Annotated in this window: 13 protein-coding genes; 9 read left to right on the forward strand and 4 right to left on the reverse strand. The window is 70.7% G+C overall.

The window, feature by feature from the left end; all coding sequences use genetic code 11:
- Positions 1–147: 147 nt before the first annotated feature.
- The 7 genes from JHW41_RS19250 to JHW41_RS19280 all read left to right on the forward strand — a co-directional run bounded on the left by JHW41_RS19250 (position 148) and on the right by JHW41_RS19280 (position 8,070).
- Positions 148–1,248 (forward strand): phytase, encoded by a 1,101-nt coding sequence (locus JHW41_RS19250; protein ID WP_250444770.1) that lies wholly within the window; start codon positions 148–150, stop codon positions 1,246–1,248.
- A gap of 45 nt (positions 1,249–1,293) precedes the next feature.
- Complete coding sequence (locus tag JHW41_RS19255) at positions 1,294–2,238, forward strand: peptidoglycan DD-metalloendopeptidase family protein (protein ID WP_250444772.1); 945 nt, start codon at positions 1,294–1,296, stop codon at positions 2,236–2,238.
- Between the two features lie 197 nt (positions 2,239–2,435).
- Entirely contained in the window at positions 2,436–4,040 is a 1,605-nt protein-coding gene (locus tag JHW41_RS19260; RefSeq protein WP_250444774.1) for a peptide chain release factor 3, read from the forward strand.
- 3 nt (positions 4,041–4,043) lie between these two features.
- On the forward strand, positions 4,044–4,532 hold the full coding sequence (locus tag JHW41_RS19265) for a hypothetical protein (RefSeq protein ID WP_057946536.1): 489 nt from the start codon (positions 4,044–4,046) through the stop codon (positions 4,530–4,532).
- A 298-nt stretch (positions 4,533–4,830) separates the two neighbouring features.
- Positions 4,831–5,079 carry a hypothetical protein gene (locus tag JHW41_RS19270; RefSeq protein ID WP_057946535.1) on the forward strand — a complete coding sequence of 83 codons (249 nt, stop codon included), beginning with the start codon at positions 4,831–4,833 and terminating at the stop codon, positions 5,077–5,079.
- A 138-nt stretch (positions 5,080–5,217) separates the two neighbouring features.
- Positions 5,218–5,895: a PAQR family membrane homeostasis protein TrhA gene (gene trhA / locus JHW41_RS19275; RefSeq protein WP_057946534.1), complete on the forward strand. Its 678-nt coding sequence runs from the start codon at positions 5,218–5,220 to the stop codon at positions 5,893–5,895.
- 180 nt (positions 5,896–6,075) lie between these two features.
- Complete coding sequence (locus JHW41_RS19280; RefSeq protein WP_250444776.1) at positions 6,076–8,070, forward strand: AsmA family protein; 1,995 nt, start codon at positions 6,076–6,078, stop codon at positions 8,068–8,070.
- Positions 8,071–8,180: 110 nt separating this feature from the next.
- On the opposite strand, the gene JHW41_RS19285 is transcribed toward JHW41_RS19280, so the two are convergent.
- The 4 genes from JHW41_RS19285 to mtgA all read right to left on the reverse strand — a co-directional run bounded on the left by JHW41_RS19285 (position 8,181) and on the right by mtgA (position 11,487).
- Positions 8,181–8,729 (reverse strand): hypothetical protein, encoded by a 549-nt coding sequence (locus tag JHW41_RS19285; protein ID WP_250444777.1) that lies wholly within the window; start codon positions 8,727–8,729, stop codon positions 8,181–8,183.
- A gap of 325 nt (positions 8,730–9,054) precedes the next feature.
- On the reverse strand, positions 9,055–9,483 hold the full coding sequence (locus tag JHW41_RS19290) for a CBS domain-containing protein (protein ID WP_057949983.1): 429 nt from the start codon (positions 9,481–9,483) through the stop codon (positions 9,055–9,057).
- Positions 9,443–10,486: a glycosyltransferase family 2 protein gene (locus JHW41_RS19295; RefSeq protein WP_078995988.1), complete on the reverse strand. Its 1,044-nt coding sequence runs from the start codon at positions 10,484–10,486 to the stop codon at positions 9,443–9,445. The genes JHW41_RS19290 and JHW41_RS19295 overlap by 41 nt, the downstream gene beginning before the upstream one ends.
- A gap of 242 nt (positions 10,487–10,728) precedes the next feature.
- Positions 10,729–11,487: a monofunctional biosynthetic peptidoglycan transglycosylase gene (gene mtgA / locus JHW41_RS19300; protein WP_250444779.1), complete on the reverse strand. Its 759-nt coding sequence runs from the start codon at positions 11,485–11,487 to the stop codon at positions 10,729–10,731.
- A gap of 209 nt (positions 11,488–11,696) precedes the next feature.
- Here mtgA and JHW41_RS19305 point away from each other — a divergent pair, with 209 nt between their 5' ends.
- Positions 11,697–12,620: an Hsp33 family molecular chaperone HslO gene (locus tag JHW41_RS19305; protein WP_250444781.1), complete on the forward strand. Its 924-nt coding sequence runs from the start codon at positions 11,697–11,699 to the stop codon at positions 12,618–12,620.
- 182 nt (positions 12,621–12,802) lie between these two features.
- A complete protein-coding gene (locus tag JHW41_RS19310) occupies positions 12,803–13,645 on the forward strand; it encodes a hypothetical protein (protein ID WP_057946530.1) in 843 nt (280 codons plus the stop codon).
- The last annotated feature ends 278 nt before the right edge of the window (positions 13,646–13,923 follow it).

Raw genomic sequence — 13,923 nt, forward strand, 5'->3', positions numbered from 1 at the left:
GCGTATGGAGGCGTGTCAATCGCTTCATCCGCATATAGCGATTTATTATTTAGCCGACCGGCCCGCGGCCCGCGCGACCGCCCGGATCGCGCCCGCGCGGGCCGCGTCGACACCCGCTCGCCATCGCCGCCGCATACACTTGCGCCGATGAACAGCCGCCTCGTCGCCGTCCTGCTCGCCACCGCCCTGCTGTCCGCCTGCGCCTCGGCCCCGCCGCGGCCGGCCGAACCGCGCCGCAACGCCGAGCCGCCGCCGGGCACGCGCAGCCTGCCCGAGCGCTTCGTCTCCACGCCGCAGGCGCGCGACGAACTGGACTCGCTGGCGACCTGGCCCGCCGCCGACGGCTCGACCTGGCTGATCGCCACCGCCAAATCGACCCACCGCCTGGCCGTGTACGACGCCGACAGCGGCCAGCGCCTGCGCGAATTCGGCGAAAAGGGCGAGGCGCTCGGCCAGTTCAAGCGCCCCAACGGCGTGGCCGTGTTCGGCGACTATCTGTTCGTGGCCGAGCGCGACAACCACCGCGTGCAGGTGCTGCGCCTGCCCGAGTTCGCGCCGCTGGCCAGCTTCGGCGAGGCCCAGCTGCGCAGCCCGTACGGCCTGTGGCTCAACGAGACCGCGCCGGACGAGCTGGAGGTCTACGTCACCGACAACTTCATGTACGGCGCCAAGTTCGACCAGGTGCCGCCGCTGAACGAACTCGACCAGCGCGTGCGCCGCTACCGCCTGCGCTTCGACGCCGACGGCCGGGTCGGCAGCGAGTACCTGGGCGCGTTCGGCGACACCAGCGAGCAGGCCGCACTGCGCATCGTCGAATCCATCGCCGGCGACGCCGCCGGCGACCGCCTGCTGATCGCCGACGAAGACCTCGGCCACGGCTCGACCCTGCGCGAATACAGCCTGGCCGGCCGCGCCACCGGCCGCGCCCTGCCCGCCGGCAGCTTCGCCGCCCAGGCCGAGGGCGTGGCGCTGTGGGACTGCGCGCGCGGCGGCGGCTACTGGATCGCGGTCGATCAGCTCGATCCGCAGACCGTGTTCCACGTCTTCGAGCGCGACAGCCTGCGCCCGGTCGGCAGCTTCCGCGGCGAGCGCACCGCGCACACCGACGGCATCGCCGTGCACGCGGCCGCCACCCGCGCGTTTCCGTACGGCGCGCTGTACGCGGTCGACGACGACCGCTCGGTCGCCGCCTTCGACCTCGGCGAGGTCGCCCGCGCGCTGCAACTGCAATCGGATTGCCTCGACTAAGCCCGCCTCCCCGCCAGCCCCGACGGGCCTTGCCGCCGCCGAACCATGCCGCGTCCGACTTCCCTCATCGTCCCCAGCCTGATCCTGGCCGCCACGCTCGCTGCGCCCGCGGCGCAGGCCGGCAAGCTGTATCGCTGGACCGACCGCAACGGCGTCACCCACTACGGCGACCGCGCGCCCAGCGAGGCGGCCGCCACCGCGATCGGCGCGGCCGAGGTCAAGGTGATCCCGTACCGCTCCGAGCCCGGATCGATCGCGCGCCTGCGCGTGCAACAGGACGGCGACCGCTACCTGGCCTGGGCCGACAACAGCCTGGCCGGGCCGATCGAGGTGCGGCTGGACTTCAACCACAGCAACAACATCATCGGCAGCCCGCTGCTGCCGGCCAGCGCCACCCTCGACCCGCGCGCCAGCGCGGTGGTCAGCGTGCTCAGCGCGCAGGACCCCAGCCGCGGCGGCGATTTCGAACTGAGCATGCGCTCCGTGCCGGGCGACCCGCGCGCGCGGCCGCAGAACGCCGACTACCTGCTGCCGCTGCGCCAGCAGCAGTTCCGCATCGACCAGGGCTACGGCGGCCACTTCAGCCACAGCGAACCCGAGCACCGCTACGCGGTCGACTTCGCCGCCGACATCGGCACCCCGGTGCTGGCCGCGCGCGACGGCACGGTGATGCAGGTCGAGTCCGACTTCGACAAGGCCGGGCTGAACCTGGAGAAGTTCGGCGACCGCGCCAACTTCGTGCGCATCCTCCACGACGACGGCACCATGGCCCTGTACGCCCACCTCAAGGCCGACGACGGGGTCATGGTCCGGGTCGGCCAGCGCGTGCGCGCCGGCCAGCAGATCGGCCTGTCCGGCAACACCGGCTTCAGCACCGGGCCGCACCTGCATTTCGCGGTGCAGGTCAACCGCGGCATGCGCCTGGAATCGATCCCGTTCCGCATGACCGGCCCGCAGGGGCCGCTGCGGCTGGGCGGCAGCGTCCGCTAAGCCGCCCGAGGCCGCTGTAGGAGCGACGCGAGTCGCGACCGCGGGGCTCCAAGCTCGCGCCGGCCGCCGGAGGTCGCGGTCGCGACTCGCGTCGCTCCTACAGGAAGCAACCGGAGCGCCCGGAGCGCCGGCCCGGCCGGCAGGTATAATCTCTGCCCTCTCCTGCCTACCCGACGCGCCCCGGGCGCGCCGTTCCCATGTCCGAAGTCACCCAGCAAGCCCTGCGCCGCCGCACCTTCGCGATCGTCTCGCACCCCGACGCCGGCAAGACCACCCTGACCGAAAAGCTGCTGCTGTTCGGCGGCGCGATCCAGATGGCCGGCTCGGTCAAGGGCCGCAAGGCCGCGCGCCATGCGACCTCCGACTGGATGGCGCTGGAAAAGGAGCGCGGCATCTCGGTGACGTCCTCGGTGATGCAGTTCCCCTACGAGGGCCGCATCGTCAACCTGCTCGACACTCCCGGCCACGCCGACTTCGGCGAGGACACCTACCGCGTGCTGACCGCGGTGGACTCGGCGCTGATGGTGATCGACGTGGCCAAGGGCGTGGAGGAGCGCACGATCAAGCTGATGGAGGTGTGCCGCCTGCGCGACACCCCGATCATGACCTTCATCAACAAGCTCGACCGCGAAGGCAAGAACCCGATCGACCTGCTCGACGAAGTCGAGAGCGTGCTCGGCATCCAGTGCGCGCCGATCACCTGGCCGATCGGCATGGGCCAGCGCCTCAAGGGCGTGGTCCACCTGCTCACCGGCGAGGTCCACCTGTACGAGCAGGGCCGCAACTTCACCCGCCAGGACTCGACCATCTTCGCCTCGATCGACGACCCGGCCCTGGCCGCGCGCATCGGCGACAACATGCTGGCCGAGCTGCGCGAGGAACTCGAACTGGTCGAGGGCGCCTCGCACCCGTTCGACAAGGCCAAGTACCTGGCCGGCGAACAGACCCCGGTGTTCTTCGGCTCGGCGGTCAACAACTTCGGCGTGCAGCTGCTGCTGGACTTCTTCGTCGAGCACGCGCCCGCGCCGAAGCCGCGCGAGACCACCCGCCGCGAAGTGCAGCCGGCCGAGGACAAGCTGACCGGCTTCGTCTTCAAGATCCAGGCCAACATGGACCCGCAGCACCGCGACCGGGTCGCGTTCATGCGCATCTGCTCGGGCAAGTTCAGCGCCGGCATGAAGGCCTTCCAGGCGCGCAGCGGCAAGGAGGTCAAGCTCGCCAACGCGCTGACCTTCATGGCCTCCGACCGCGAGATCGCCGAAACCGCGTTTCCGGGCGACGTGATCGGCATCCACAACCACGGCACGATCTCCATCGGCGACAGCTTCAGCGAAGGAGAGAACCTGTCGTTCACCGGCATCCCCAACTTCGCCCCGGAACTGTTCCGCCGCGCGCGCCTGCGCGATCCGCTCAAGCTCAAGCAGTTGCAGAAGGGCCTGGCCCAGCTGTCGGAGGAAGGCGCGACCCAGTTCTTCCGCCCGCTGATGAGCAACGACCTGATCCTCGGCGCGGTCGGCGTGCTGCAGTTCGACGTGGTCGCCTACCGGCTGAAGGACGAGTACGGCGTCGACGCCAGCTTCGAGCAGGTCAGCGTGGCGACCGCGCGCTGGATCCGCTGCAACGACGCCAAGAAGCTCGAGGAATTCCGCGAGAAGAACGCGATGAACCTCGCCATCGACGCGGCCGGCGAACTGGTCTACCTCGCCCCGACCCGGGTCAACCTGCAGCTGGCGCAAGAACGCGCGCCGGGCGTGCAGTTCCTGGCCACGCGCGAACACGCCCACGCGATCGCGGTCGACTGAACCGTGTCGCGCCTGCGCCAATGGTGGCTGTACTTGTTGAGCAAGCGCAGCGAAGTCGCCGCGCTCGACTACAAGGACGCCTACATGGGCAAGGTGATCATGGACATCCACCGCCTGCGCAGCGACAAGGCGCAGGCGCTGGTGCCGCTGCGCGCGCTGCAGCCGATCCACCGCATCGACCGCGAATCGGCGCTGCAGGCCACCCGCGCCCGCGCCGAGGCGCTGGCCGCGCGGCGCGAGGAACTGCTCGCGCGCGGCCGGCTCGACTTGGCCGCGCTCAGCGAAATCATCCCGTCCGTCTCGCAGATCAAGGTGGTCGCCGACGGCGCGCGCTGGCTGGCGTTCGAAGGCAACGGCCGCCTCTACGCGATGCGCGAGGCCTTCGGCGAAGACTGCGAACTGCTGGTGGAAGTCGAGGAATACCGCTTCCCCAAGCCGCACAAGATCCAGCGCCGCCTGCGCCGCATCCGCAAGCTCAACGCGCTGGAGTGAGCGCGCGGCGCCGTGCCCACCGCCACGCAATCCCCTTGTAGGAGCGGCGCAAGCCGCGACCGCGCCAACAAAACCACGACGCTGCCCCATCCGAAACCGCAGCCCCACGGTCGCGACCCGCGCCGTTGCCGCGGCCCACATCGCCATCGCCCCGGCCTCGCCGGCTTGACGCCGGCGCGTCGCGCCCCGCGTCTGGCTAACATGCCCGATCCGGCGCCCAGCCGGCCTCGCGGAGAACAATCATGAGAGAGCACGCATGAGAGAGCACGCATGAGAGAGCCGGCATGAGAAACCCGACATGAGCACGGCGCTGACGATCCTCGGCTGCGCGATCGGCCTGGTCGGCGCGCTGTGGCTGCTGGCGCTGGCCTTCCAGGAACACCTGGGATGGGGCCTCGGCTCGCTGCTGTTCGTACCGGTGCTGGCGCTGTTCGCGTTCCTGCATTGGGATCGCGCGCGAACGCCGGCGCTGCTCAACCTGGCCGGGCTCGCGCTGGCGGTGATCGGCGTGTTCATGGGCGCGGCGCCGACGCGCGAGGCGGGATGACTGGGGACAGCTCCCCCGCGGCCGCGCACGGCCCAACCGCGGCGCAGCGCCGATTCGCGACGCCGCGCACTTAACCCCAACGGTCGGTTCGCCCCCGGCGTTAGCATTTGCCGCGGACCGCGCTAGGATGCGGGGACCATGCCCGCCGCCCACGCCCCCGCACACGGCGACCACTCGATCCGCGAGGAGTTCGCCAACGCCCTCACCCACGGTCTCGGCGCCACCGCCGCGCTGGCCGGCGGGGCGGTGATGATCACCCTGGCCGCGCTTTACGGCGACGGCTGGCAACTGGGCAGCGCGATCGTGTTCGGCATCAGCCTGTTGCTGCTGTACATCGCCTCGACCCTCTACCACGCGATCCAGCACCCGGTGGCCAAGGGCCGGCTCAAGGTCTTCGACCACTGCGCGATCTACCTGCTGATCGCCGGCACCTACACCCCGTTCACCCTGATCGGCCTGCGCGGACCGTGGGGCTGGGGCCTGTTCGCGGCGATCTGGGGCCTGGCCGCGGCCGGGATCGTGTTCAAGCTGTACTACACCGGCCGCTTCAAGCTGCTGTCCACGGCGATCTACATCGCCATGGGCTGGCTGGTGCTGGTGGCGATCAAGCCGCTGCTCGACGCGCTCGACGCCTGGGCCCTGGGCTGGCTGCTCGCCGGCGGCCTGTGCTACACGCTGGGCACGGTGTTCTACCATCGCCCGTCGCTGAAGTACTCGCACGCGATCTGGCACCTGTTCGTGGTCGCCGGCAGCGTCTGCCACTACATCGCGGTGCTGTCGCAGGTCGTGCCTTCGCCGCAAGCGTTGACGGCCTGAACGCCGCACGCCGCGTCCACCGCGCATTCACCTTCGCTTTACCGGCCCGTGGCGATGGTGGGGCCAACGTAGCGAACAGGCCCCGACGCATGGGCCGGCTCCCGGACTGACGAAACCCGGCCGACACCGGCCGCGGCGCCAGCTCCGACCTGCATCGCCGCCGGCTCGCGCCTTCCCGCGATGAACTCTCCCGACCTCCGACCGCCCGAATCCACCGCTGCAGCCGACGCCGGCCCGCCCCATTCCGGCACGCCCGCGCCGGCGCGCGCCTGGCCCCGCCGCCATCCCTGGCTCAGCGCGCTCGGCCTGCTGGCCGCGGCCGTCGCGATCCTGATCGCGCTATGGGACTGGAACTGGTTCAAGGGCCCGATCGAACGCCAGGTCGAGGCGCGCACCGGGCGCAAGCTGCAGATCGGCGGCAATCTCGACGTCGACCTGGGCCGGGTGCCGGTGATCCGCGCCGACGCGCTGAGCTTCGCCAACGCGCCCTGGGGTAAAGCGCCGAGCATGGCCAGCGCCCAGCGGCTGGAACTGGCGATCGAGTTCTGGCCGTTGCTCAAGGGTGAGATCCGCATCCCCGACATCCGCCTGAGCCAGCCGCGCGTGTACCTGCAGAGCGACCGCGAGCACGGCGGCAACTGGGTGTTCGGCAGCGGCGGCGGCGAGCTGCCGAAGTTCCGCCGCATCTGGATCGACGACGGCCGCCTGGAGTTCATCGACCCCGCCGGCAAGACCGACATCCGCCTGGACATCGCCAGCCGCGAACCCAAGCGCGAAGACGCCGCGCCGCCGGTGGACGTCGCCGGCAAGGGCCGCTGGAAGGGCAATCCCTTCACCCTGCAAGGCCGCGCCGAATCGCCGCTGGAACTGCGCGACACGGTCAATCCCTACCGCATCAATCTGCGCGCCGCCGCCGGCGCCACCCGCGCCCACGCCCGCGGCGAACTGGTCGATCCCTTCCACCTGCGCGACTTCGACCTGCAGTTCGCGCTCAGCGGCAAGAACCTCGCCGACCTGTATCCGCTGATCGGCGTGGCGATCCCGCCGACCCCGCCGTACGCGCTCGACGGCCGCCTGCGCCGCGCCGGCGCGCTGTGGCGCTACGACGGCTTCACCGGCAAGGTCGGCGACAGCGACCTCGCCGGCAACGCCAGCGTCGACACCGCCGGCCAACGCCCCTATCTGCGCGCCGACCTGACCTCCAGGCGCCTGGATTTCGACGACCTGGCCGGCTTCGTCGGCGCCGCGCCCGAGCAGGGCCGCGGCGAAAGCACCAACCCCGAACTGGCCGCGCAGCACGCGCGCCAGGACGCCAGCGCGCGGCTGCTGCCCGACACGCCTTACCACCTGGAAAAGCTGCGTTCGATGGACGCCGACGTGAAGCTCAAGGCCGCGCGCATCGAAGCGCCGGGCTGGCCGCTCGACGATATGCAGGCGCACCTGCTGCTGGAAAACGGTGTGCTCAAGCTCGATCCGCTGAACTTCGGCGTCGCCGGCGGCGACATCCGCTCCACCATCACCATGGACGCGCGCGCGGCCACCTTGCGCACCCGCGGCGACATCCAGGCCCGCCGCCTCGACTTGGCCAAGCTGATGCCGGGGGTCAAGCTGGGCCAGGACGCGATCGGCAAGGTCGGCGGCCGCATCGCCCTGGCCGGCAGCGGCAACTCGATCGCCAAGATGCTCGGCGGCAGCGACGGCAGCGTCGCCGTCGGCATGGGCCAGGGCCAGATCAGCAATCTGCTGATGGAGTTCACCGGCATCGACGTGGCCGAGATCCTCAAGTTCAAGCTCACCGGCGACCACAAGATCCCGATCCGCTGCGGCTTCGGCGACTTCGCGGTCAAGGACGGGGTGATGACGGCCAAGTCGCTGGCCTTCGACACCAGCGACACCGTGCTGGTCGGCAGCGGCACCATCGATCTGAACCAGGAAAAGCTCGATCTGACGATCCGCCCGCGCCCCAAGGACCGCAGCCTGCTGGCGCTGCGCACGCCGCTGCTGGTGACCGGCTCGTTCAAGAATCCCAACGCGCGGCCCGACTACAAGCGCCTGGGCCTGCGCGGCGCGGCCGCGCTGGCGCTCGGCGCGATCGCGCCGCCGGCGGCGCTGCTGGCGACGCTGGAATTGGGCCCGGGCAAGGACACCGGCTGCGCCGGGCACGTGGTGAATTGAGCGCGGGGCGCGAACCAAACGCGGAGGCGCGGCCGCGAACCGCGCCCTGATCGATGCGACAGGCCGGACGCGACCGAGCGCGCCGCGAGCGCGCAACGGCCGCTGTTCGCTCAGTGCGCGGCGGGGCGGCCGTAATCCTTGCCGTCGTAGCGCAGATACATCGAACTGGGATCGCCGTCGGCGTCGACCTCTTCCAGGTCGTACTCGAAACCGCCGTCGGCCAAGCGCCGCTGCGCGACCACGCGCAGCCGACGCAGGCAGGATTCGAGGTCCTGGCTGGAGGTCATCGACATCGAACTCAGATCGAATTCCAGGTGCCGCAGCTTCACCTCGCGGCCGTCGCGGCAACGCCCGCCGTCGCGCTTGGGATCGCTCGCCGCCTCGGCGCGCACCAACACCTGGTAGACGTCGTCGCGCTTGCCCTGGGCGAGGATCGCGACGCTGTCGAACCGGTCCGCGCGCTGGTTGAAGAATTTGGCTGCGGTCTCCTCGAGGCTGCGCTCGGGAACGCCGACCGAGAGCGTGCGGCCGTCGGCCGAAATCGTGGCCGTGGCCGGGCCCTGGGTCAGGTCCGGCGGCGCGGCCGGCGCCGCGGCGACGGGCGCTGTTTCCTCGGCGGGCGGCGCGGCGCGGTCGCAGGCGGCCAGCGAAAGCGTCAAGGCCAGCGCGCCTGCAACCACGGCGCCATGCGGACGGAGCGAACGGAATCCATTCATCGAGCTGCGTATCCCTACGAAAGAGGCCCGACGATAACAGCCGTGCGGCCGGCACGGGAAATTCGGTGCGCCCAGCCCGCACGACGGCCCAGCGCGCCGGCTTCATCGGCGCGTGCGATGTCGAACCTGCGATGTCGAATCGTCCAATGCGCCAGACGCGACACCGACGCCCGCGGCATCGACGCGCACGCCACGCGAACCGCCATCAACTCGCCCGGCCGCGCGCGATTCCGCGCCGGGCGGCGCGCGGCATTGCCGGCAACGCCGATCAGCTGGCGATATAGCGCTGCAACTGATCCAGCTCGACCCGCTGGTCCTCGATCACCGCCTTGACCAGATCGCCGATCGACACCACGCCGACCACCTGGCCGTCTTCCAGCACCGGCAGGTGGCGGATGCGCTTGTCGGTGACCAACTGCATGCAGCGCTCGGCGGTGTCGCCGAGCCCGACGCTGATGACCTGCGCGGTCATGATGTCGCGCACCGGCGTGTCCGCCGACGAGCGTCCCTGCAGCACGATCTTGCGCGCGTAGTCGCGCTCGGACAGGATCCCGGCCAGCCGCGCGCCGTCCATCACCAGCACCGCGCCGATGCGTTTTTCCGCCATCAGCCGGATCGCGTCGATCACCGGCGCGTCCGGGCCGATCGCGATGACCTCAGGGGCTTTCGTCTCCAACAGCTGCCTTACTGTGCGCACGGCCGTCTCCTTGCGCGAGCGTGGGGAACGTAGAAAGCGGGGTCTGGCCCGAGGATACTCCCGCAGCCGGCCGGAAGGTGTCGACAAGATATAAAGGCCGCTGCTTGGATTCCTCGTACAGCCGCCCCAGGTATTCGCCGATCAGCCCCAGCGCGATCAGCTGCACCCCGCCCAGGAACAGGATCACCGCCATCATCGTCGGCCAGCCCTGCACCGGATCGCCGAACAACAGCGCCTTGAGCACCACCTTGAGCGCGAAGGCGAACGCCAGCGCCGCCGTGGCCAGGCCCAGGTAGGTCGCCAGCCGCAACGGCGCGGTGGAAAAGCTGGTGATGCCCTCCAGGGCCAGGTTCCACAACCGCCAGAAATTGAACTTGCTGCGCCCGGCCGCGCGCGCGCCGCGGTGATACGGCAAGCCGATCCGGTTGTAGCCGACCCAGCCGAACAGGCCCTTCATGAACCGATGGCGCTCGCGCAACTGCCGCAGCGCCGCCAGCGCGCGCGGCGAGAGCAGGCGGAAGTCGCCGGTGTCGGCCGGGATCGGGGTGCGCGAGAGCCGCCCGATCACCCGGTAGAAAGCGTGCGCGCTGGAGCGCTTGAACCAGCCCTCGCCTTCGCGCTCCAGGCGGGTGCCGTAGACGTCGTCGTAGCCTTCGCGCCACTTGGCCACGAACTGCGGGATCAACTCCGGCGGGTCCTGGCCGTCGGCGTCCAGGATCAGCGCCGCGCCGGTCTCGACCAGGTCCAGCCCGGCGGTCAGCGCCGCTTCCTTGCCGAAATTGCGCGACAGCCGCAGCAGGCCCACGCGCGGATCGGCCGCGGCGAAGCCCTGCAGGATCGCCCAGGTGGCATCGCGGCTGCCGTCGTCGACGTACAGCACCTGGCCGTCGACGCCGTCGGCGGCCAGCGCGTCGAGCGCGGCGGCGATGCGCGGCTGCAGCAGGGGCAGGCTCTGCGCTTCGTCGAAGGCGGCCAGGACGACGGTGACGCGTTCGCGGTTCATGCCGCGCATAGTAACGACGGCGGCCGGCGCGGGCACGGGCGCCGGCGCGTGTCGGCCCGCCTCAGGCCATGTCGGCCCGCCTCAGGCCATGTCGGCCCGCATCGGCCCGTGTCGCCCCGTGTCTGCTCGCATCGGCCGGTGTCGTCGGCCCGAGTCGGCCACCGGATTACGCAGTCGCCCGAGGCCGGACCCGTCGGTTTCCCGTTCGTTCGATTCGCCGGCGCGCACTCGCGCCGCCGCGCTCATTCGATCTGCTTGAGGTAGCCGCTGCCGCCGATGTTGCGCATCTGCCGCTGGATCGCGTTGGTGCGCCGCTGCACGTAAGGCCCCGGCTTGACGATGCTGTAGCGCTTGGGATTGGGCAGCACCGCGACCATGCGCGCGGCCTCGGCCGGCGCGAGCCGGGCGGCGTCCTTGCGGTAGTAGGTGCGCGCCGCGGCCTGCGCGCCGTACACGCCGTCGCCGAATTCGGCGACGTTGACGTAGACCTCGATGATCCGGCGCTTCGACCACATCGTCTCGATCAGCAGCGTGTACCAGGCCTCCAGGCCCTTGCGCACCCAGCTGCGTCCGGCCCACAGGAACAGGTTCTTGGCGGTCTGCTGGCTGACCGTGCTGCCGCCGCGGACCCGGCGCCCGCGCTCGTTGTTCTTGCGCGCCTTCTCGATCGCGCGCAGGTCGAAGCCGAAGTGCTCGGCGAAGCGCTGGTCCTCCGAGGCCACCACCGCCACCGGCAGGTTCGGCGAGATCTCGTCCAGGTCGCGCCAGTCGTAGGCCAGGCGGAAGCCGAAATCGCCGCCGCCCCAGGCCTGGCCCTGGCGGATCAGCATGAACGCCGAGAACGGCGGATCGACGAAGCGCAGCACCGCCACCTGCAGCGCCGAGGCCAGCACGAACAGGAACGGCAGCGCGATCAGCCAGCGCAGCCAGCGCCGCGCGCGCCGGGGCGGCGGTACGGCCGCGGACGGCGACGCGGCGGCGGCCGGGCCGGCAGCCTTCATGTTCAAACCTTGCACCGGCGCATCCGCGTCCCCACTCTTGGCGCAGGACGGTCTGCCCGTGTCGGCCTCGCTCGCACCGGTCGCAACCGCATTGCCTTGCATCCCCCCGTTCACAGGAACGTGCGCATTATCCGCCAAGCCGCGCCCGGCGCATCCCCGGCGCGGCGCTCGCGGCGTGCGCCGCATGCCTTTCACAGAGTACGACGACGATGACCGACTCCGCCTCCACCGCCCGGCCCGACGGCCACGACCGCCTCACCCGCTTCCTGATCGAGGACGCCGGCGTGCGCGGCGTGCACGTGCGCCTGGACCAGGCCTGGCAGCAGATCCGCGAACGCGCGCACTACCCGCAGGCCGCCGCCGAACTGCTCGGCGAAGCCGCCGCGGCGGCGGCCTTGTTCACCGGCCACGCCAAGGTCGACGGCCGGCTGTCGGTGCAGCTGCGCGGCGAAGGCGCGCTGCGCACCCTGTTCGCCGAATGCACCGCCGCCGGCACCCTGCGTGGCATCGTCCAACTGGCCGAGGAAGGCGGCGAAGTCTCGCGCGACCTGCGCCAGCTCGGCGCCAACGCGGTGCTGGCGATCACCATCGAGAACCCCAGCGCCGGCGGCCGCGACCCGATCCGCTACCAGGGCCTGGTGGCGCTGGAATCCGACTCCCTGGCCGGCGCCTTCGAAGGCTATTTCCGCCAGTCCGAACAGCTGCCCACGCGGCTGCTGCTGGCCGCCGACGGCGACCGCGCCGCCGGATTGATGCTGCAGAAGCTGCCCGGCGACGGCGGCGACGAGGACGGCTGGACCCGGGTCGGCGCCTTGTTCGACACCCTGGGCCAGGCCGAACTGCTGGAACTGCCCGCCGACGCGCTGCTGCACCGGCTGTTCCACGAAGACGGCGTGCAGTCGCTCGGCGGCAAGTCGCTGTCGTTCGCCTGCTCGTGCTCGCGCGAGCGGGTCGAGGCGATGCTGGTCTCGCTGGGCCGCGAGGAAGCCGAGGCCGCGGTCGAGGCGGCCGGCGGCGAAGCGCAGATCCGCTGCGAGTTCTGCGGCCAGAGCTACCGTTTCGACCCCGACCAGGTGGCCGGCCTGTTCGCCGCCGCCGCGGCCGAACTGGAGGCGCCGCAGCGGGTCCAATGACCCGCCCGGCCACCCGACCGGCGGTCGCCTGAACGGTCCCGGCCGCACCGATCTGGGACCGTTTTCTGATTGTTAAATAAACATAAACCCTCTATAGTCGATTCGTAATTCCGGGGAACTCGACCGGCTTCATTCGGTCTTAACGACGGTCAACGACGGTCCGCGCCGCACACTTCTCAGCGATGTCCAAGCTCCTGCGCCATTTGCCGCTTGCCCTGACCCTCGCCCTAGGCGTGGCGGCGGGCGCGCATGCGCAGGCCAAGCGCGACACCACTTACTTGCCGGTGTGGAACCAGAACAACGGCAAGCTGGAGTACCTGCTGCAGCTCGAGCCGGCCGATCGCGCCGGCGCGCGCTGGAAGAGCGGCGCCAACACCTTCGACGCCACCGTCGGCCTCGACGCCAACGACGGCCTGGGCCTGGTCTGCGACCGCAAGTCCGGCCTGGCCGGAGCGATCGGCAACCTCGCCAACCACTGCCTGCTGGCCGCGCTCGACGACGACGACCACAGCAACAACCGCCAGTTCTCGGCCGGGGCCAGCCTCAGCCGTCCGGGCGGGCGGGTCGGCGTCGCCCTCGGCAACGGCCGCGAGACCCTGCCGGCCTGGATGAGCCCGAACAACCGGCCCAGCCGGGTCGACCAGAACACCCTCACCGTCTACGGCCAGAAGAACATCGGCCGCGAGGCGATGGTCTCCATCGGCGGCACCTGGGCCCGCGCCAAGCTGATTCCGGCCGGCGAGATGCCCAACCTGGCCGACCACTGGAACAGCAAGAGCATCACCGTCGGCGCCGCCTACGGCAATTTCGGCGCCAACATCATCGGCCGCGTGGTCGACACGCCCGGCCAGCCGGGCCAGTGGGAAGGCCTGGGCGTCGGCCTGACCTGGCGCACCCCGTGGAGCGGCCAGCTCACCGTCGGCGCCGAGAACGTGGTCACCCGCGGCAAGAACCCGTTCGCGCCGGGCAACGGCGACAAGGACGAAGGCACCGTGCCTTACGTCCGCTACGAACAAGACCTCTGATCGTCGCGCGCGGCCGCGCGCGTGTCGCATCCCCGCCGCATTCCCTCCCGCCCTGCCGCTTGCCGCCGTCTCCGGCGCATGGCCGCGCGCGCTTCCCAGGCCTGACTACCAAATTTTTGTGACAAAAATCGCATTTCTACAATGAAGTGCGTTTGGCCTTCGCGCGGCATTCCATCGCACTCGGCGCCGTCTGGCGCACATGGTTACGCCCGTAACTGCAAGCTGCGGTTGGATTTCTGCCTCTCGAACATACGCCCGGGAACGGATTGGTCGGGAGA

It is taken from the genome of Lysobacter enzymogenes (assembly GCF_023617245.1).
Taxonomy (GTDB): Bacteria; Pseudomonadota; Gammaproteobacteria; order Xanthomonadales; family Xanthomonadaceae; genus Lysobacter; species Lysobacter yananisis.

Excerpts from the sequence above, each read along its gene's own strand:
- JHW41_RS19280 (WP_250444776.1), top strand. The coding sequence starts at position 6,076 with ATGAACTCTCCCGACCTCCGACCGCCCGAATCCACCGCTGCAGCCGAC.
- mtgA (WP_250444779.1), bottom strand. The coding sequence starts at position 11,487 with ATGAAGGCTGCCGGCCCGGCCGCCGCCGCGTCGCCGTCCGCGGCCGTA.
- JHW41_RS19255 (WP_250444772.1), top strand. The coding sequence starts at position 1,294 with ATGCCGCGTCCGACTTCCCTCATCGTCCCCAGCCTGATCCTGGCCGCC.
- JHW41_RS19310 (WP_057946530.1), top strand. The coding sequence starts at position 12,803 with ATGTCCAAGCTCCTGCGCCATTTGCCGCTTGCCCTGACCCTCGCCCTA.
- JHW41_RS19250 (WP_250444770.1), top strand. The coding sequence starts at position 148 with ATGAACAGCCGCCTCGTCGCCGTCCTGCTCGCCACCGCCCTGCTGTCC.
- JHW41_RS19305 (WP_250444781.1), top strand. The coding sequence starts at position 11,697 with ATGACCGACTCCGCCTCCACCGCCCGGCCCGACGGCCACGACCGCCTC.
- JHW41_RS19270 (WP_057946535.1), top strand. The coding sequence starts at position 4,831 with ATGAGCACGGCGCTGACGATCCTCGGCTGCGCGATCGGCCTGGTCGGC.
- JHW41_RS19295 (WP_078995988.1), bottom strand. The coding sequence starts at position 10,486 with ATGAACCGCGAACGCGTCACCGTCGTCCTGGCCGCCTTCGACGAAGCG.
- JHW41_RS19260 (WP_250444774.1), top strand. The coding sequence starts at position 2,436 with ATGTCCGAAGTCACCCAGCAAGCCCTGCGCCGCCGCACCTTCGCGATC.
- trhA (WP_057946534.1), top strand. The coding sequence starts at position 5,218 with ATGCCCGCCGCCCACGCCCCCGCACACGGCGACCACTCGATCCGCGAG.